The organism is Rossellomorea sp. DA94, assembly GCF_029834455.1.
Lineage (GTDB): Bacteria > Bacillota > Bacilli > Bacillales > Bacillaceae_B > Rossellomorea > Rossellomorea vietnamensis.
This window is the reverse complement of the sequence record NZ_CP122397.1, coordinates 2,360,073-2,378,335: the sequence shown is the minus strand read 5'-3', so window position 1 is coordinate 2,378,335 and position 18,263 is coordinate 2,360,073. Positions and strand designations below refer to the sequence as shown.

Sequence of the window (18,263 nt, the reverse complement as noted above, 5' to 3'; positions counted from 1 at the left end):
AATAATTGAGTTCTCTATAGTATATTGTGTTTCTTGCTCATATAGGCCTCCAGGATGGATTGATCCTCAGGAAAGCCCAGGGGCAGATCTTTTAACTCTTGGAGGGAGATCCATTCAATTCTATGTATTAATTGATCGGGATCTTGAAGCGTGGCTACTCCTCCAAGAAGTTGGACTTCATAATAGTGAATGGTAGTGGAAATCCTGCCTTCACACCCCCACTTGGTATAAAGGTGTTTTCCTACATCCACCCTATAGCCGGTCTCTTCCCAAACTTCCCGCTTACAACACTCCCTGAGGGTTTCCCCTTTTTCAAGACCACCAGAAGGGACCGACCATCGTTTCTCTTCCTCTTCTTTTCCCTGTAAAACCATTAATAAACGCCCTTCATTCATACATAGGGCAGATGCCCCTTTCCATTCGTTCATTCATTCACCTCACTTCAGATTGAATCTCCTTAATTCATATTCGCCCTATTGACAAAATTCTCCTTTATCAGGATAAAATTCTTTATTTTCAGACTTCAACCCGTTCCTTTTCATCCCTTTATTAATTTAGCCATTACTGGTTCGTTCACTGAGATACGTTAGTAGTTAGAATACAAAAAAAGGGCAGGCTTCATCCCATTGAAGCCTGCCTTTTAACGAGGAGTCGTGTCAATTTCTACTCTTACTCTACCGTAACGGCCCCGTTCCCTCAACTTCCCTCTGCACGGATCTAAAGTTCTCTCAATAAATGAAATGCACGGTTTAGGCGGTTTCAGCTTCATTTCATATATTTATATAATTGTAAGCATAATTCATCATGCATGTTTGATGAAGGTGATCGAATGACTAAAAAAACGGCAGAAAATTTTTTCTGCCGTTTTTTAACCTTATGACTGCAAATCTACTGGAACTACTGCATTTTTTAATTCCTCGTTTAAATCAGCAGTGTATTTGTCCTTCTGTACCGAAGTCCAATTCAACAATTTGGACATCATCTCAATGACTGGTTCCTTCCACTTCTCTACCCACTCACGGTCAAAGAACAATGCGCCCGTCCGTCGAATGAAGAAATCCACGGGTGTAGCAGCCATCTCTTCCTGAATCGCATAAATCAGCTGGGCGTACAAGTAAGGAGGGACGGACCTTTCATCCGTTGATCCACTGTAGGCATGAGCTAGCTTGAATAGTTGATCCACATTAGAACCGTACATTCCTGCGAGCTTCCTGCCCTCGGCCTCTGATAAACCATATTGAAGGGCTTCCCCTGCCTTTTGGTCAATGAAGGATTGGAAATTCTTCGAGCCCCCTACATGACCGCCGGATATCGGCATATGCTTCGTCGCAGAAGCAGGGAATTTCTGTTTTCTCTCTTCTTTTAGCCGTTTAGAAACAAGATCGACAACATGTTCCCCCATTTTACGGTACCCCGTCAGCTTACCGCCTGCAATGGTGATCAGTCCGCTTTCCGCTTCCCACACTTCATCTTTACGCGAAATCTCAGAAGGATCCTTTCCTTTTTCGAATATCAGTGGGCGCACGCCTGCCCAGCTGGATTCCACATCCTCTTTCCCCACTGACACATCGGGGAACATGAAGTGAATCGCATTCAAGATATAATCCCTGTCTTCTGATGTCATATGAGGAGATGCTTTATCAGAGTCAAAGAATGTATCCGTAGTCCCTACATACGCTTTCCCATCACGAGGAATCGCAAATACCATACGTCCATCAGGTGTATCAAAATAGACGGCCTGTTGAAGAGGGAATTTGCTTTGATCGATGACAAGGTGGACTCCCTTGGTCAGGCGGAGTTGTTTATTATTCGTACTGTAATCCTTGCCACGGACATCATCGACCCAAGGACCTGCAGCGTTGACGATTTTTGATCCGCGAATGTCGATCGTTTCCCCTGATACCAGGTCTTCTGCTTCTATCCCGACAACTTTCTTGTTGTCATACAGGAATCTTTGGGATTTCATGTAGTTTAGAACCGTTGCCCCATGTGCAACTGCTTCCTTCATGACTTCAATGGTTAAACGGGCATCGTCGGTACGATATTCTACATAATAACCTCCGCCCTTCAACCCATCCTTTTTGACGAGTGGCTCTTTCGTTAATGTTTCTGATACCGACAGCATGGATCGCCTTTCACTTCTTTTGACACCCGCAAGATAGTCATAGACCTTCAAGCCGATTGATGTGCTGAATTTACCGAATGTTCCTCCTTTATGAAGGGGTAACAGCATCCATTCAGGAGTAGTGACATGTGGCCCGTTTTCATATACGATTTCACGTTCTTTTCCCACTTCAGCCACCATTTTGACTTCGAATTGTTTTAAGTAACGAAGTCCGCCGTGAACCAATTTTGTGGAACGGCTGGATGTACCAGCGGCAAAATCCTGCATTTCCACAAGGGCGACTTTCATTCCACGCTTGGATGCATCAAGGGCAATCCCTGCACCTGTAATACCTCCCCCGATTACAATCAGGTCGAAATGATTGGATGACAGTGTATGTTTTACTTCTTCTCGTGCAGTACTTGAAAATGTCATAGTTGGTTCCTCCTAAGAATTAAAGAAATGATTTCTGCTCTTACTCTACTGTTTAACCATAAAAAAAGAGACCGAAACTAACATCATGGCCTAAATGTGCCATAATGCGAGTTTGGTCTCTCTTGATCTCTAACCGTTTTATTAACTTGGGTTCATTATATCATAAGTTCTAATTATTTAAAAGCCATAGCTGCTTTTACAGCTTTTTTCCAGCCGCCATATAGTTCTTCCTGTGTCTCAACGGCCATTTCCGGTTCGAACTGTTTATCTTTATTCCACTGTTTGGAGATTTCTTCGCGATCTTTCCAGAAACCGACGGCAAGCCCTGCAAGGTAGGCAGCACCTAATGCGGTGGTTTCATTGACCACTGGACGCTCTACCGGTACGGATAGTAAGTCACTTTGGAATTGCATTAAGAAATCATTCTTGACTGCCCCTCCATCGACTCTCAGTTTCTTAAGGGAAATTCCTGAATCGGCTTCCATGGCTGTCAATACATCCTTTGTCTGATAAGCAAGGGATTCCAATGTGGCTCTTACAAAATGTTCCTTAGAGGTACCGCGGGTTAATCCAAACACTGCACCCCGGACGTCACTATCCCAATAAGGAGTGCCCAGGCCAACGAATGCAGGGACAACATATACGCCATCTGTTGAGTCCACTTTCTCTGCATACTCCTGGCTATCCTTCGCATCTTTCAGCATCCGGAGTCCATCGCGAAGCCACTGGATGGCAGAACCGGCAACGAAAATACTGCCTTCAAGGGCATATTCCACCTTTCCGTCGATTCCCCATGCCAGGGTCGTTAATAGACCATTGTCAGACTTCACCGCTTTCTCACCTGTATTCATGAGCATAAAGCAGCCTGTCCCGTACGTATTCTTCGCCATCCCTTTCTCATAACAGGCCTGTCCGAATAATGCGGCCTGCTGATCCCCTGCAGCACCTGCAATCGGGATTTCTCTACCAAAGAAATGATACGGAACCGTTTTCCCATACACTTCTGATGAGGGACGGACCTCTGGAAGCATACTTGCAGGTACACCGAGAATATCAAGGAGCTCTTCGTCCCATTTCAAGTCATGGATATTATACATAAGGGTACGTGAAGCGTTTGAGTAGTCCGTTACGTGAGCCGTTCCACCAGACATTTTCCAGATCAGCCACGTGTCGATCGTTCCGAACAGAAGCTTTCCTTCTTCCGCCTTTTGCTTTACACCTTCGACATTGTCGAGGATCCATTTCACCTTCGTACCGGAGAAATAGGCATCAATCAGCAATCCGGTTTTATCACGGAAGGTATCGTTTAGTCCCTGTGATTTTAATTCCTCACAGATCCCGGCGGTTTGTCGTGATTGCCACACGATCGCATTATATACCGGGTCGCCTGTCTCTTTATCCCATACAACGGTTGTTTCACGTTGGTTCGTGATTCCGATTCCTTCGATTTGATCGGGTTTCACACTGGATTCCGATAAAACGCTTGCAATGACGGCAAGGACAGATCCCCAAATTTCATTTGCACTATGTTCTACCCAGCCCGGTTTAGGAAAATGCTGAGTAAACTCCTTTTGAGCAGTATGAACGATTTCCCCTTTTTTATTAAAAAGGATGGCTCTTGAGCTTGTAGTTCCCTGATCCAAAGATAAAATAAACTTTTCCATTGATAACCCCTCCAATGATTAATTTTCAGTAGATAATTGATGTACTTTTTTAGCTAAACTGGTCTTTCTGTCACTTGCATAGGCAAGTCCAAGCACGGCTAGAAGAATCACAAGAACCACCCAGAAGCTTGTCGTAACTTGTCCAATGAAAACCGCTTTATAAAAGACGCCTCCAAAAGATCCCCCTAATACTGGTCCTACTACAGGAACCCATGAATATCCCCAGTTGGATGGTCCCTTTCCGGGAATCGGAAGGATGAAGTGAGCGATACGCGGTCCAAGATCACGAGCCGGGTTAATCGCATATCCTGTTGTACCGCCAAGTGATATACCGATCGCGATGATCAGGAATCCGACGATAAATGGATTTAATCCGTCTGTAAAGGTATTCGCCCCTATGGATAATAATCCTACTACTAATACAAAAGTTCCAATGATTTCACTCAATAAATTTGAAAAATAATGCGGAATGGCTGGACCTGTAGCAAAAACTCCTAATTTCACGCCAGGGTCCTTTGTTGCGTGCCAATGGGGTAAAAAGTGTAAATATGTGATGGTTGCCCCAATGATTGCCCCGATCATTTGTGCGAGGATATACTCTGGTACATCTCTCCATGGGAAATCACCATTGAACGCCAGTCCCAATGTGACGGCAGGATTTAAATGTGCACCACTAAACTGCCCTACGGCGTATACACTCATGGCCACACCCAATCCCCAGCCAAATGTAATGACGATCCAACCGGCGTTATACGCAAATGATTTCTTCAAGTTTACATTGGCGCAAACCCCGGCACCGAAAATAATGAGCAATGCTGTACCTACCACTTCTCCTATAAATGCATTCATGCATCATCCCTCATTTCAATAAGATTTTGCTTTGAATCACGATGAGCCGACATCATCAATCTCTTTCCATACACGAAGAACTTGCACTACCATCGATTTTCGTGCTTGTACGGGGCTTTTTAGCTCGTTTACCCCATAAATGCTTATGATAATCCTATCAGTCACTCACCATGTCATCAGAGCCCGTTGAATCAAAAATAAAGAGACTCACGGAATATGCCCCTCAATTGCAGGCACTTCACGTGAGTCTCTTCATCTCTTTCACAACGTATTAACTTGTCATTCATATTACTCCACTATGAAAGCGGTGTCAATGGGTTTTCATGATTTTTTATCTGTCAAAATGTTTCCATAGGACTCGATCAGAGGTAGTAATGGCCGTCGCTCCTGCCTCAAGTGCTGCTTCCACTTCTTCCACTGTATCAATGAGCCCGCCGGCAAAGATGGGCTTACCTGTCTTGGTACCTATTTCCTTAATGATTTTCGGAACCACACCAGGAAGGACCTCAATGAAATCCGGGTCCGTCTTTTGGATTAATTCAATACTTCGGTTCATGGCGCTCGAATCTATGACAAACATTCGCTGGGTGGCATAAACGCCCTTTTGCCTTGCCTTTTTTATGACGTTTCCCTTAGTGGATATGATCCCGTATGGTTTGATTTCCTGACAGACATATTCTGCTGCGTATTCATCACTGGATAAACCATGAATGAGATCCAGATGCAAAAACATCTTCCGATTTTCGTTCCGGGCATATTCAAAAACACTTTTCAGCATTCCGACATGAAGGTCGAGGAACACCCCGTACTGGAAAGAGGTTTCGAGCATTTTATCAAAGTCCTTCATGGACCTTATGGCAGGTAATATGTTTTGACCTTCAAAACTCAATGTCTTTCACTCCTTATGTATATGCTTGCATTTAAATTGATTTTACCACAAATGTCATGGGGTGTAGGCTCAATCATTATAGGCTATTAACCAGATGAATATAAACAACTGTTCATAAACGTACTAGATGGAAAAATAAACAAAAAAGAGAACCCACATGGTTTAGGGTTCTCCCTTCGAAACCTACGTCGTGACTGTGATGTTCTCAAAGTTTTTCGGAGTCGGTCCGTATTGATTGCTCCCATGATCACTATCAAAACACATAAAGACAAGTAAAACGATAGCTCCTACAAAAGGAACAAAAGCAATGAAGTACCACGCACCACTCCTGCCTGTATCATGCAGACGCCTGACTGAGACGGCCAAAGAAGGGACGAAAACAGCTAATGCATAAATCCCGTACAGTACCATGAAGATAGTGCCTGAGGAATCGACTAAGTTAGCTACAAAACTAAGTACGAACATAATAACGAAATTGACCAATGAAAACATCCAGAATTCCTTTCTCCTCGACCTACCTGTGAAATCAGCATACTTCTTTAATGCGGTTAAGTACCAATGCATTTTCAAATCCTTCCTCCTTATTTGTTGTTTAATAGAGTTAACAAAATTTACAATTAATTGAATTATTTCCGATTTACCTCTTTTAATAATGATATAAACCTTTTTTACCATTTTTATAGAATGTATTGAAAATCAATTGAAAAACCCTGTCACTTGATGACAGGGTTTTTGCTCTTCTTCAATTTTTTCGACGTATACCGAAACATAAAGAACGTACTAAACTTATATCGCCCAATTACCATTACGGAAAATGGCAACATTTCTACCATCGCGGCAAACCCCGTCAATATTCATCGTGGCAGAACCGATCATGAAGTCTTCATGCACCACACTTTCATTGAGACCCTTTTCTTCCCGTTCCTCGTCAGATAATATGCTTCCATCTTTAATACATGTCGGATATGAGGAACCGATCGCTAAATGATTTGATGCATTTTCATCAAACAATGTATTAAAGAATAAGACACCGGAATCTGAGATAGGTGAATGGTGAGGAACAAGCGCCACCTCTCCAAGATAAGCTGCCCCTTCATCGGTATCAATTAATTTACGTAGTATTTCTTCTCCTTCTTCAGCGGAGACTTCCTTAATTTCTCCGTCAACGAATGTGAGAGTGAAACCGTCTATCACATTTCCATTGTAAGCAAGTGGCTTGGTACTTGTAACGGTCCCATTCACTCCTGTTTTCACAGGAACTGTATATACCTCTTCTGTCGGCATATTGGCAATGAAGTTGGTTCCCTGTGGGGTCTTGCTTGCGCCAGTAAGCCATATATGGTCTTCATGCAGTTCAATGGAAAGGTCCGTCCCTATCGCGCTGTAGTGAAGGCTTTCTAGATGGAGTGCGTTAAGTTGGGTGGCTTTATCGGTTAAGGTTTGGATATGGGATTTCCATGCGGAGACAGGATCTGGTTGATCGATGCGGACCGAAGTGAAAATCCGTTCCCACAGACTGGCGACTCTTTCTGATGGTGGGAGTTCAGGGAACACTTTATCCGCCCATTTCTGTGAGGGAATGGCGACGATGGACCAGCTGATTTCATCCTTTTCAATCGCTTCATAGAATCGATCAAGTGCATCCCCACTCGCTTTCTCGTAATTGAGGATCCTGTCAGGATCGATGCCTTTCAGAAGGTCCGGATCATTGGCTTCTATTTGCAGGAACGCTCCTTTTAGATCCACTACCCATTCATGAGCAGCAGCGAGCCAGCTCGGATATTCATAGAACACATCATGTGGTGCAGATTCATAATGCATTCTCATAATTTCTTCATCGTACCATTGAACATGTACAATTCTTGCGCCAGCAAGATAGGCTTCTTTTACCACAAAGCGAACAAAGTCTTCTGTTCCGAGCGGTGCCGAGATCCACAACGGTTGATCTTCTTGTACGTTCACCCCTACCTTAACCGCCAGCTCTGCATATTGTTTAACTTTTTCTTGAAAATCTTTATGTATAGTCATTTTGAATTCTCCTATTCCAGTATTCTAGTGATGTAGTTCTTCATCTTTTCGTGAGTTTCCTCCAACGCTTCGGAGGGTTCATCTACATGGGCATGTCCATAAAACATGGCACCAAATTGATCTGCTTCTTCATTACGGGGAATGACATGCATGTGGTAATGTGTCAACTCACTGTAAATTCCCCCATTTTGACAAATTGTCACGCCATTCGGTTCATATAATGCATGGATGGTACGTGCAACCAATTGTGAGGCTGTGATAACAGAGAGACTTTCCTGTTCGTCCAGTTCTGTCACTTCCACTTTATGTTTCTTTGGAAGGATTAGTGTATGACCTGCATGGAGGGGAACATGATCCAGTATACAGGTGACAAATTCATTTTCATATATGATATGTACGTTCTCTTCCTGATTGGAAAGTCGGCAACCAAGACAGTATTCCATTCGAATTCCTCCAATAAACAGTGAATGTAAAAGGTTTTTTTATAAATATGTCGAACATTGTATAGGTGCAATCACAACATTTCTCCTATCATCATATCACGTAAAGGAAGGGATATCAGAAAATAATGGAAATTACATTACTTAATGAAACACATGCGGAAGATTATTGGAACCTTAGGTTAGAGATGCTGAAGCAGAGTCCTACAAGCTTTGGCAGCAGCTATGAAGAGGCACTTGAACGCCAAAATCCAGTTGAACTGACAAAAAAGAGGCTTTCAAGCGAAGAAAGTATCACCTTTGGCTGCTTTGTTGAAGAAAAACTGTCAGGTGCAGTCACGATGGTACGGGAATCGGCATTGAAAATGAAACATAAAGCTTCCATTTTTGCTATGTATGTCACGCCGGCACATAGGGGGCGGGGATTGGCAAGACGACTTCTGGAAAGGGCCATAAACCATGCAAAGGAAACAGAAGGTATTGAACAGTTGATGATCACAGTCGTCACCACCAATGAAACAGCAAAAGGACTTTATCTTTCTTGTGGTTTTAAACCATATGGTACTGAAAAGAGAGCATTGAAATATAATGAGGAGTACTACGATGAAGAGTTGATGGTTATGTTTTTATCGTGATGCTCTGATTGAAAAAGCGGATGGTGCATCATTTTTAAAACGGTGGGTCTCAAAAAAGAGATTCACCGTTTTTCATAATACATGGTAATCGAAGCTGATTAAAAGAAAAGTGACAACGAAAATGGATGCAATAAAGGCCTTTATCGGATTCAGGTAGTGAAGGCGAAGCATTGGGAACATAATACAATAAAAGAGCACCGTCCACCATAGATTCCATCCTTCAAAATATTCTATGGAATCGGTTATCCCCGCAGCCCATTCAATCAACGTGGCAACACCGATATATTTCAGATAATAGACGAACTTGATTCTCCATTCTTCAGGATAATGGCTCAAGAAAAGAACGACAAGGCAAGGATAAGCAACCATTGTATAAAGCGTATCCGTCACAAACATATTGACAAAAAAACCGTCTAATTCCCACACGGCCTTCACTGTGTAGCTCAGATACTGATAAAACATATTAAAAAAACTAAAATAGTAGATGGTGGGAAGAAATTCCCTCCACCTACTCCAAGATCCCCATTTCAAGGAACTAAGAACAACCAATACAATCACGGCAATATGAAACATGGGATCCCCCCATAGTATGATACATATAATTGGTCATAGTGTACCCTTCAATATGGAAATTCATTCCCAAATTTGAATTTGGGTTATTTTCACGGCTGCTCGCTGCCTGTAAATAAATCCGCTACTTTGTTGCTGAACTCTCTTAGGTAGTGAAGATAGTCCTCCCCACCGTAGTTATAGCGCTTATTATACATCTTTGCCACCACAACGTTTAAAGATGGGATGACAAGAAGTGTTGGTCCCGTCACACCAAGTATTTGATACGAATCACGGGGTACCCGTTCCCCCATTTCGCTTCTCGCTCGTGCATCTCCTTGTACATACCAAAAAAGGCCATTATCGGGGAGCGACGGGTCATGATACGATCCATTTTGGATCGAGGTAGATAACTCGATCACCTGGGGTGGAACAACCTGTTCATCGTGCATCCTGCCCTTTTGCAGATGGAGTTGTCCCCAAAGGGCAAATTCCCGCGCCGAAACGAATAGATTTTTTTCTTTACCATCATTGGTCGTCCCCAATCCGGAAAGAGACGGTTCCGTTACTTCTCCGATAATGTTCACAAGGTTTGCGGCGGGTTCAGTTCGCCAGCCCGTTTCTTTTAATCCGATACGTGAAAATATCCGTTCGTCCAATAGTTGAGGAAACCCTTTTCCGTAAAGTCGCTGAATCATTTCGGTCAAGATCTCCACTCCGATGTTACGATAAGCCCAGCCGGTCCCTGCCTCGAATTCTCTGTACCAATCCCCCTTCTCATCGATATGAAGTCCGTGAGAATGAGTGACAAGGTGCCTGATGGTCGTACCACTCACCTTGTCAGGATCCAATTCAGGCATGTAATTAGAAATGGGATCGTCTAAGCTCTCGATGTATTTTTCAAACAACGCAAGGGAAACGGCAAGTCCTAAATAGCTCTTTCGTGCAGAAGCCACATTGAATTGTGAATCGGCTTGGACATTCCTCGCATCCTCTTCGTGGGAATGATGTCCGCTATAATGCTCAACGACTACATGATTATCTTTAAGGATATAGAGTGCGCCGGCAGAGCTTCCATTTTTTTCTTTGATATCTTCCACCCAGGAAATCAGTTCCTCTGCACGGTGTTCGATTTCATTCACTCTCTTCCCCATTCTTCCGCTAACATTCCATAAACAACATGATCTACATAGTGATCGTAAAGCCATTCCCTCTGTCTCAGCTTCCCTTCCTCTACAAATCCGAGCCTTTCCGGGATGCTGCGGCTCCGTTTGTTAAATTCAGCAGCGGTTATTTCGACTTTATTCATTTTATAATAATCAAAGGCATAGCTCGTCAGCCCTTTTGCAACGGTCGTCATGATTCCTTTCCCTTGATAGCCTTCCCCCAGCCAATAGCCGATATAGGCGACATTATTAGACCAATTCAGTTCATTGAATCCCGCAACACCGACGATTTCATTTTGATAAACGATCGCAGTTGTCAAACTCTTATTATTGGCAAAACCTTGACGGGTCGCCTTAATGAATTCCTTCGAATCCTCCACCGTTTTTGAGTAGTCCACCCAAGGGAGCCACTCGCGTAAATAGGAGCGGGAGCCATCTGTCAGTTCGAATAACCTTTCTGCGTCTTGTACATCAAGTAGTCTTAATTCCAGTTTATCGCTTAATTTATAGGTAAACATCTTTATTTCCCCTTATCTCTGTTTTATAAGATTATTGGTGTTTATGAACCTCTTCACCACTTCTGTGAAGCGATTTGCTTCTTCGTAATGCGGTGTGTGACCGCTATGTTTAAAATGGACCCTTTTACCGTTAACGGCATCCAGTTGAAACGTTTGTATATGTTCATCACATGTGACCGGGTCATATTCCCCTGTTAGAAGGAGCATGGGAAGTTTGATGGCTTTAATCTTCTCTAATAAGTTAGAAAAGATGATTCCTTCTTCACGAAGAAGTTGGTAGTGATAATCCGAACGGTCGTAGAAGGTATCCCACTCTTCATCTGTATAGGTAGAATAGTAATCTGTTGGGTTATCAAAATTATGGGTGTAGATTTCCATTCTGTGTTCTTTGAGCTCATCACTGAGACTCATATAGATTTCTGTGAATCCTTTCGGAGAAAGCTCTTTATCCACAAGACTCATCGCTTTATCTTGAAGCTCAGGTTGATTGTACTTCCCGAATAAGCCTGCCGTTTTCTTGAGAAGCCCCTTAGAAGTCAAGGTGAAGTCGAATGTCGGACATTCAAAGATAAGGCTGTCGATGGAGTCTTGATACTTTGATCCATAAGCAAGAGCAAGGAACCCTCCAAATGAATGCCCCAGGACAGACCAGCGATCAATCCCCAGCTCCCTCCTCAATGATTCACAGTCTTCAACAAGATCTTGAAAGCCAAAAGGTTCTCCTTCCTCAATGGCTTCCGACCGGCAGACACCCCGCTGGTCAATTGCGACAACAAATAAATCCTTTCCGAGCCTTTCACCCTGATGAAACGAGAAATCATAACAGCTCTCCCCCGGTCCACCATGTAAATACAACAAAGCCGGGTTCTCAATAGATCCGTACGTTTCAACATGAAGACCCTTTCCCCGGACCCTCATCATATTCGCCTTCATTTCATAAACCTCCTATTTTAAGAGGGACGGACCTTCATACTTCATACTTTTAATTATGGTAAACTGCAACTGTTTCATGAAGGTCCGTCCCTCTAATTGAATGTTTATCGGAAGGTTTGTGTTACCTTCCCTTGTCCCTCTTGAACTTCTACTTTCCCGTAAGCCCCATTGATGAATGTAATCTGTGGAGGCTGATGACCACAGTCGATATCATATACAACCGGAATTTGTAATTCGTCGGCGATTTCATGATAAACATCTTCTGCTGTATAGCCGTCCACCGTGGTATTTGCGGCACTTCTTCCGAATAACAGCCCCGCAGTATGGTCTAACCATCCTGCGAGTTTCATTTGTACCAGTGTACGGCGTAAATCTGCCGTATTGATCTCACAGTTTTCGAAATACCACATAATCGGCTCATTGATTATATGTTTCTCCCTGAAAGAAGCCACATCCCCATACGGTGTACCGATAAGGTTTCTGATCACATCAATGCAGCCTCCAAGAACTCGCCCTTCCATCTCTACCTTCCCGTCTCCGATGGTTTTCCATACTGTGGGCTCCGTTAAATGAAATACATGTGGTGAAGGCTTTTCATGATTCCATTCTTTTTGATACTTCTGGGATGAGAATTGGGTGACTGAAGAGCCTCTTTCTGTGGAAAGGACATTCTCCCATTGTTTAGTTGTAGGATCAGTTGCCTCTCCTCTCAAGTCAATGAGGTTGGTCCCATGTGCCGTCGCCATCCCTGTCTTTAAAGTTAATGCAAGTAAGAGGGCACTGATGTCGGAATATCCAAGTACCCACTTAGGCTTGATTTGTTGATAATCGATTAAGTCTAGGACCTCTATAAGGAGCTCTCCTCCCCATGGAGGAATGATGAGTGAAATTGAATCATCCTGAAGCATTTTATTTAACTCGGCCGCTCTCTCGTGAGCAGGAGCAGACTTTGCCTTGTGCTGCTTCCAAACGGTTTCACCACATTCTATGCTGTACCCCTCTTCATCCATTTTTGCTATCGCTTTCTTCAGTGAATCGTGGAGCTCATGTGGCACGCCAGAAGAAGGTGCTGTTACGCCCACAGTAGAATGTTTCTTAAGTATTGGATATGTAATCAACTCTATTCCCTCCCAGTGGTTTACCCGATTTTACCAGATTGGCAGAAAGGGGACAAGAATTATTTTCCATTTTGAGGGACGGACCTTCTCCGTTCATATTATGGTAAACCCAGATTGATAGATGAATGTCCGTCCCCCAGTACACTCAGTACAACAATTATTTACAATAATTTGAACGATTTGAAAAGGTTCATGGGATTTGGGGTGTTTGGGAGGTTTGTATGGTAGAATGATTTGGTTGCGTAAAATTGGTTTTATGGAGGTACTATTTTGGAAAAGAAGACGGTGAAACAAAGCCTGGCGGTTTTGATGATATCATTTATGGCCATGACGCCCTTTCAGCAGACGGCGCATGGTAAATCAACAGTTGAAATCAATGCAGATGCTGCAATATTAGTAGAAGCAGATACAGGAAAGATAGTTTATAGTGAACATGAGGACAAGGCACTCGGTATCGCGAGCATGACGAAAATGATGACGGAGTACCTTGTGTTAGAATCGATTGAAAAAGGAAAGATAACATGGGATCAAACGTATAAAGTAAGCGATAAAGTTTATCAATTAGCCAATGCCCCCGGATTAAGCAATGTTCCATTGAGGGCAAATGAAGAATATACAGTAAGGGAATTGTATGATGCCATGGTCATCAAGTCCGGCAATGGTGCCGCGATTGCGCTTTCTGAGGTTGTGGCAGGTTCTGAAGGGAAATTTGTGAAGATGATGAATGCCAAGGCGAAGGAACTTGGCTTTGAACATTATCAATTCGTCAATTCCTCCGGGCTCAGTAACTACGATATGCTGGGGATGTATCCTGAAGGAACCGATGTGAATGATGAAAATATGGTATCAGCAGAAGATATGGCAACCCTTGCCTATTACCTCATTCATGATTTTCCGGAAGTATTGGAAACATCAAGTCTCACTTCTAAAGTATTCAGACCTGGGACGAGTGAAGAACTGGTGATGAAAAATACAAATGGTCTGTTAAAGGGTAAATCCTATCACTACAAGGGCGCAGACGGTCTGAAGACCGGTACGACTCCATTTGCCGGTTCCACCTTTACCGGAACGGCAAAAAGAAATGGTGTTCGTTACATTACTGTCATTCTTGACGCCAAGGATGAGTATGGACAGCCAAGCAGTGCACAACGATTTATTCAAGCAAGAGAACTCCTCGATTACGGTTTTGATGAATTTAAGACTGTAACCTATGACTTGGACAGCATCGAAAAGAAAAAGAAGCATAGCCTACCAGTTCCGAACGGTAAAGAGCAGGAAGTGACAATAAAGGTTGATAAACCCCTCTCTATCCGCTTAACGGATGAGGAGAAAGACAAGGTGAAAACCACACTGAATCTTGATGAACAAAAAGTCAACGAGGATGGGTCCCTTCAAGCTCCTATTGAAAAAGGAGAAAAAATTGGGGAATTGGTTATTGATACAAATGAAAAAGAAGAATATATCTTTGACAGGAAGACCTCAGATTATAAAGTGGATGTATATGCTGCAGAAGCCGTTAAGAAAGCGAGCTGGATTGTCCGAAGTGCACGTGGCATCCAGGATTTTTTCGGTAATCTCTTCTAACGGACAGGCCAACCTTATTGTACGGGTTAGATTTAGTGTTTGCTTTTCTATCCCGTTCGTGTCAAACTTATTTAGTCAAGGATTTAGAAAGCAGGTGGCATAATGATCGAAGTAAAACTATCGTCTCTTAGCGACGGAGATCTTAATCGTGGAGTTTTTGCAAAAAGAGATATAGCCAAAGGAGAACTGGTTCATGAAGCACCAGTCATCCCATACCCAAACGAGGAACATGAACATATTGAGAAGACGTTCCTGGCGGATTACGTATTTGAATATGGAATCAACCACACAGCACTTCTACTGGGATACGGAATGTTGTTCAACCATTCATATACACCGAATACAGTTTACGAAATCAATTTTGATAATCATACTTTCGACTTTTATGCTTATAAGGATATTCAAGCCGGAGAAGAACTGCTTATTAACTACAATGGTGAAGTGGATAATGATGAACCACTTTGGTTTAATAAAGATAAGGATGAAGAAGAAGAATAAAGAAAAAGGGACTTCCATGTGGAGGTCCCTTTTTTCATTTATAAAGGGACGGACCTCAATAAATGCGAAAGATGCGATTAAGAATCCCGATAAAACCTGAATTCATCATAAAAATAGTATGTTAATTAGAGGTCCGTCCCTCTTCCAGCTTCGCGAGGATCCTTCGTTTACGGTATAGCATGCGACCGGTCTCTCCTATGTCTTTGATCATGGATTTGTTGATGAAGGAGCCGAAGAGGATACCGGCGATGGGAATCATCTGAAAGAGTTTTTTCCATCCAAAGTTGTCACGAAAGCTGATCATCACTTCCCTCCACCCCTGAAGCTGGGACAGAGTTTGCTCTCTTTTATCCTTCTTCTCGCCATTAAAATCTTCCAGTTCTTGAAGGATGGCTTGTTTCCCGACAATGTCTGATGAAACAAATTGTAGGCATTTGATGATAAAAATGCGCTCCTCTTGATTATTGGGATCATAACCGTAGCACAGGGCTATTTCCTGAAGGGTTTTAAGTGATATGCCCAGAATGAATGGGATATCGATACTTAATGTAAGAAAACCACCGATCCCTGTAGTGGCACCTTGAGTCATCGCTACCTTTTTTCTCAGATCCACAATTCCTTCGCTCACTTCGTCCATGTAGTTAAGGGGAAGCACTCCTATTTTCTTTAGAGTTAAATCAGACTCTCCCGTTTTTTTGATGAATCGATTTAGGACTTCTTTCTCACTTGTGAGATGACTCCCGCCTTTTTGGATGTAGCTTCCTATCTCATCCAAGGCCTGCCCGATTTTATTATGTACCATTTGAGGGGTGATCCGATCAAGAATCATGAATGGAATCCTGCCGAGTTTCTCCCAGAACCATAATCCTTTTTGATCATCCGCCCATTTATTGACAATCTCAAGTTCCTTTAAGAGCACATCCTTCGTTTCTTCTTGACGCATGTTATAGCTCCTTTCGATTGCGTATAAAAAAACAGGCATTTCAGCCTGTTTTTTTAACGTATTTTAAACCAGGTCTCCGGTTTTTTCTTCTAAGATCTCCACTTTGATTGTCCGTACCCGACGGTTATCCACTTCTTCAACGCTCACCTTTAAGTTTTCATAATCGAAGCTGTCACCTTCTGATGGGAGGTCTTCGAAGCTTTCAACGACCCATCCCCCAAGTGTATGGTAAGAGCTTTCAGGCTCTGGTACGTCGAGTAACTCTGTAAATTCATCCAATTGATATTGAGAATCAAATCGATATTCTTTATCGCTGATTTTCCTCATGGAATGAGTTTTCTCATCCTGCTCATCCCAAATTTCCCCTACAATCTCTTCCAGGATATCTTCAAGGGTGATGATTCCCGTGGTCCCACCAAATTCATCCACAACAATGGCCATGTGCACATTGTTCTTTTGAAGTTTAGTAAGAAGGGAAGAGATTTTAACAGATTCAAAAATGAACATTGGTTCCCGGATCAATTCACGTATGTTTACTTCACCGAACTTGATCAAGTGAGTAAAGAACTCTTTTTCCGAGAGAATTCCGATAATGTTATCGATATGATCCTCGTATACAGGAATCCGCGAAAATCGTTCTTCAAAGAACATTTCCTTGATTTCTTCAATCGGCTGATTCACTTCAACGGCCTTGACATCGATACGGGGAGTCAGGACCTCGGTAGCAAGGATATCATCAAAGTCCATGGAGCGATGAATCAGCTCCCTTTCTTCTTTATCGATGACTCCTTCTTCTTCACTAATATCAAGCATTACCTTTAACTCTTCCTCTGTGACAGACGGCATCTCGTGATCTTTCGAGAAGAATTTCGAAACCAGCTCTTTTAATTTAATAAAAAAGAAGTTGATAGGTGTAAGGACCTTGATTAAGAAAAAAAGCACGCCGGATATGGTCAGGGAATACGTTTCTGCATTTTCTTTAGCCAATGATTTCGGAAGGATTTCTCCGAAAATCAGTATTAACAGCGTCATGACAAACGTACTGATGACGAGACCCGTGTTCCCTCCGAAAATATCAGTCGCAAGCTTTGCTGAAATACTAGCTGCCGCGATGTTCACGATATTGTTCCCGACTAATATCGTAGACAGGGCTTTGTCAAAATTCTCAGCAATATAATGTGCTTTAATGCTTCCTCTTCTGCCTTCACTTACGAAATTCTTAAGTCTGATCTTATTTACGCTTGAATAAGCCGTTTCCGCCGATGAGAAAAAGGCAGATAAAAGGATTAATGCTCCCAGTAATACTAATGAATTCAGTGGTATATCGTCCAAAAAAAAGTCACTCTCCTGTAGTTGCTTATCTATTATGCTGGATTAACCAGAAAAAACCATTAATGTTTGAAATAAGGCTAAAGCCTGTGGGGAAACCTGCTTCAACATGCGCTTCTTATCTTCATCCCCTAATGTATCCATCGCCTGAAGGACTTCATGCAATTCATTATGCAAATGCTTCATTTCATTTCGTATATGTTTTACCTGCTTTTCAAGCACGGATTGATCCACCTGATTGGATTTCAATAAAATCATACGATCTTTGATTTCATGTAAGGTCATTTTCATCTGCTGACATTGTTCAATCAGTTTCAAGTCAGCTAATGCCTCTTCATGATAATATCGATAATTATTATGGGACCTGCCGCATTTTAATAAACCCATTTTCGTGTAATAATCAATCGTTCGCTTTGAAACTTCACTTAATTTCGACAGCTCGCCTATTCGATACAACTTCCCAAGTGATCACCTCTAGAGTAGTATACTGCATTTTAACAAAACCGTACAGTTAAACGTTACGGTTTAGGGACGGACCTCAAAAATCCATCTGTTTTTATGGGTAAATGCTTTATTTCAAA

The 18,263-nt window shown here is 42.5% G+C and carries 19 protein-coding genes; 3 read left to right on the top strand and 16 right to left on the bottom strand.

What is annotated here, in order from left to right; all coding sequences use genetic code 11:
* Window positions 1-14: 14 nt before the first annotated feature.
* The 8 genes from P8596_RS12325 to P8596_RS12290 all read right to left on the bottom strand — a co-directional run bounded on the left by P8596_RS12325 (window position 15) and on the right by P8596_RS12290 (window position 8,412).
* Window positions 15-428, bottom strand: coding sequence for an NUDIX domain-containing protein (locus P8596_RS12325; protein ID WP_079532580.1), 414 nt, complete (start codon window positions 426-428; stop codon window positions 15-17).
* A 446-nt stretch (window positions 429-874) separates the two neighbouring features.
* Window positions 875-2,539, bottom strand: a complete 1,665-nt coding sequence (locus P8596_RS12320) for a glycerol-3-phosphate dehydrogenase/oxidase (protein WP_279724030.1) — start codon at window positions 2,537-2,539, stop codon at window positions 875-877.
* A 173-nt stretch (window positions 2,540-2,712) separates the two neighbouring features.
* Window positions 2,713-4,203 carry a glycerol kinase GlpK gene (gene glpK, locus P8596_RS12315; RefSeq protein ID WP_224519974.1) on the bottom strand — a complete coding sequence of 497 codons (1,491 nt, stop codon included), beginning with the start codon at window positions 4,201-4,203 and terminating at the stop codon, window positions 2,713-2,715.
* Window positions 4,204-4,221: 18 nt separating this feature from the next.
* A complete protein-coding gene (locus tag P8596_RS12310; protein WP_061809260.1) occupies window positions 4,222-5,052 on the bottom strand; it encodes an MIP/aquaporin family protein in 831 nt (276 codons plus the stop codon).
* A 331-nt stretch (window positions 5,053-5,383) separates the two neighbouring features.
* The gene (locus tag P8596_RS12305) at window positions 5,384-5,941 is read right to left on the bottom strand and encodes a glycerol-3-phosphate responsive antiterminator (protein ID WP_034759363.1); all 558 of its coding nucleotides are present in this window, start codon (window positions 5,939-5,941) and stop codon (window positions 5,384-5,386) included.
* A 183-nt stretch (window positions 5,942-6,124) separates the two neighbouring features.
* Window positions 6,125-6,505, bottom strand: a complete 381-nt coding sequence (locus P8596_RS12300; protein ID WP_034760701.1) for a DUF805 domain-containing protein — start codon at window positions 6,503-6,505, stop codon at window positions 6,125-6,127.
* 222 nt (window positions 6,506-6,727) lie between these two features.
* A complete protein-coding gene (locus P8596_RS12295) occupies window positions 6,728-7,969 on the bottom strand; it encodes an aminopeptidase (protein WP_279724029.1) in 1,242 nt (413 codons plus the stop codon).
* Window positions 7,970-7,980: 11 nt separating this feature from the next.
* The gene (locus P8596_RS12290; protein WP_279724028.1) at window positions 7,981-8,412 is read right to left on the bottom strand and encodes an HIT family protein; all 432 of its coding nucleotides are present in this window, start codon (window positions 8,410-8,412) and stop codon (window positions 7,981-7,983) included.
* A 125-nt stretch (window positions 8,413-8,537) separates the two neighbouring features.
* On the opposite strand from P8596_RS12290, the gene P8596_RS12285 reads away from it, so the two are divergent.
* Complete coding sequence (locus P8596_RS12285; RefSeq protein ID WP_279724027.1) at window positions 8,538-9,044, top strand: GNAT family N-acetyltransferase; 507 nt, start codon at window positions 8,538-8,540, stop codon at window positions 9,042-9,044.
* A gap of 72 nt (window positions 9,045-9,116) precedes the next feature.
* Here P8596_RS12285 and P8596_RS12280 read toward each other — a convergent pair whose 3' ends face one another.
* The 5 genes from P8596_RS12280 to P8596_RS12260 all read right to left on the bottom strand — a co-directional run bounded on the left by P8596_RS12280 (window position 9,117) and on the right by P8596_RS12260 (window position 13,328).
* Window positions 9,117-9,617, bottom strand: a complete 501-nt coding sequence (locus P8596_RS12280; protein ID WP_279724026.1) for a CBO0543 family protein — start codon at window positions 9,615-9,617, stop codon at window positions 9,117-9,119.
* An 89-nt stretch (window positions 9,618-9,706) separates the two neighbouring features.
* On the bottom strand, window positions 9,707-10,735 hold the full coding sequence (locus tag P8596_RS12275; RefSeq protein ID WP_279724025.1) for a serine hydrolase domain-containing protein: 1,029 nt from the start codon (window positions 10,733-10,735) through the stop codon (window positions 9,707-9,709).
* Complete coding sequence (locus tag P8596_RS12270) at window positions 10,732-11,277, bottom strand: GNAT family N-acetyltransferase (protein WP_279724024.1); 546 nt, start codon at window positions 11,275-11,277, stop codon at window positions 10,732-10,734. Before P8596_RS12270 ends, P8596_RS12275 begins: the two co-directional genes overlap by 4 nt.
* Before the next feature lie 12 nt (window positions 11,278-11,289).
* Entirely contained in the window at window positions 11,290-12,210 is a 921-nt protein-coding gene (locus P8596_RS12265) for an alpha/beta fold hydrolase (RefSeq protein ID WP_279724023.1), read from the bottom strand.
* A gap of 104 nt (window positions 12,211-12,314) precedes the next feature.
* Window positions 12,315-13,328, bottom strand: a complete 1,014-nt coding sequence (locus P8596_RS12260; RefSeq protein WP_279724022.1) for a S66 family peptidase — start codon at window positions 13,326-13,328, stop codon at window positions 12,315-12,317.
* 270 nt (window positions 13,329-13,598) lie between these two features.
* On the opposite strand from P8596_RS12260, the gene P8596_RS12255 reads away from it, so the two are divergent.
* Together P8596_RS12255 and P8596_RS12250 are read left to right on the top strand one after the other, a co-directional pair.
* Window positions 13,599-14,912 carry a D-alanyl-D-alanine carboxypeptidase family protein gene (locus tag P8596_RS12255; RefSeq protein WP_254651532.1) on the top strand — a complete coding sequence of 438 codons (1,314 nt, stop codon included), beginning with the start codon at window positions 13,599-13,601 and terminating at the stop codon, window positions 14,910-14,912.
* A gap of 102 nt (window positions 14,913-15,014) precedes the next feature.
* The gene (locus P8596_RS12250; RefSeq protein WP_279724021.1) at window positions 15,015-15,410 is read left to right on the top strand and encodes an SET domain-containing protein; all 396 of its coding nucleotides are present in this window, start codon (window positions 15,015-15,017) and stop codon (window positions 15,408-15,410) included.
* A 121-nt stretch (window positions 15,411-15,531) separates the two neighbouring features.
* On the opposite strand, the gene P8596_RS12245 is transcribed toward P8596_RS12250, so the two are convergent.
* The 3 genes from P8596_RS12245 to P8596_RS12235 form a co-directional block, all read right to left on the bottom strand.
* On the bottom strand, window positions 15,532-16,353 hold the full coding sequence (locus tag P8596_RS12245; protein ID WP_279724020.1) for an EcsC family protein: 822 nt from the start codon (window positions 16,351-16,353) through the stop codon (window positions 15,532-15,534).
* Between the two features lie 63 nt (window positions 16,354-16,416).
* Window positions 16,417-17,685, bottom strand: coding sequence for a hemolysin family protein (locus P8596_RS12240; protein ID WP_034759390.1), 1,269 nt, complete (start codon window positions 17,683-17,685; stop codon window positions 16,417-16,419).
* Window positions 17,686-17,727: 42 nt separating this feature from the next.
* Window positions 17,728-18,138 (bottom strand): MerR family transcriptional regulator, encoded by a 411-nt coding sequence (locus tag P8596_RS12235; protein WP_279724019.1) that lies wholly within the window; start codon window positions 18,136-18,138, stop codon window positions 17,728-17,730.
* Window positions 18,139-18,263 lie beyond the last annotated feature (125 nt).

What these genes read in the sequence shown, in the direction of transcription:
- P8596_RS12300 (WP_034760701.1), bottom strand. Translation starts at nt 6,505, where the DNA reads ATGCATTGGTACTTAACCGCATTAAAGAAGTATGCTGATTTCACAGGT.
- P8596_RS12325 (WP_079532580.1), bottom strand. Translation starts at nt 428, where the DNA reads ATGAACGAATGGAAAGGGGCATCTGCCCTATGTATGAATGAAGGGCGT.
- P8596_RS12285 (WP_279724027.1), top strand. Translation starts at nt 8,538, where the DNA reads ATGGAAATTACATTACTTAATGAAACACATGCGGAAGATTATTGGAAC.
- P8596_RS12320 (WP_279724030.1), bottom strand. Translation starts at nt 2,539, where the DNA reads ATGACATTTTCAAGTACTGCACGAGAAGAAGTAAAACATACACTGTCA.
- P8596_RS12265 (WP_279724023.1), bottom strand. Translation starts at nt 12,210, where the DNA reads ATGAAGGCGAATATGATGAGGGTCCGGGGAAAGGGTCTTCATGTTGAA.
- glpK (WP_224519974.1), bottom strand. Translation starts at nt 4,203, where the DNA reads ATGGAAAAGTTTATTTTATCTTTGGATCAGGGAACTACAAGCTCAAGA.
- P8596_RS12250 (WP_279724021.1), top strand. Translation starts at nt 15,015, where the DNA reads ATGATCGAAGTAAAACTATCGTCTCTTAGCGACGGAGATCTTAATCGT.
- P8596_RS12290 (WP_279724028.1), bottom strand. Translation starts at nt 8,412, where the DNA reads ATGGAATACTGTCTTGGTTGCCGACTTTCCAATCAGGAAGAGAACGTA.
- P8596_RS12295 (WP_279724029.1), bottom strand. Translation starts at nt 7,969, where the DNA reads ATGACTATACATAAAGATTTTCAAGAAAAAGTTAAACAATATGCAGAG.
- P8596_RS12310 (WP_061809260.1), bottom strand. Translation starts at nt 5,052, where the DNA reads ATGAATGCATTTATAGGAGAAGTGGTAGGTACAGCATTGCTCATTATT.
- P8596_RS12270 (WP_279724024.1), bottom strand. Translation starts at nt 11,277, where the DNA reads ATGTTTACCTATAAATTAAGCGATAAACTGGAATTAAGACTACTTGAT.
- P8596_RS12280 (WP_279724026.1), bottom strand. Translation starts at nt 9,617, where the DNA reads ATGTTTCATATTGCCGTGATTGTATTGGTTGTTCTTAGTTCCTTGAAA.
- P8596_RS12245 (WP_279724020.1), bottom strand. Translation starts at nt 16,353, where the DNA reads ATGCGTCAAGAAGAAACGAAGGATGTGCTCTTAAAGGAACTTGAGATT.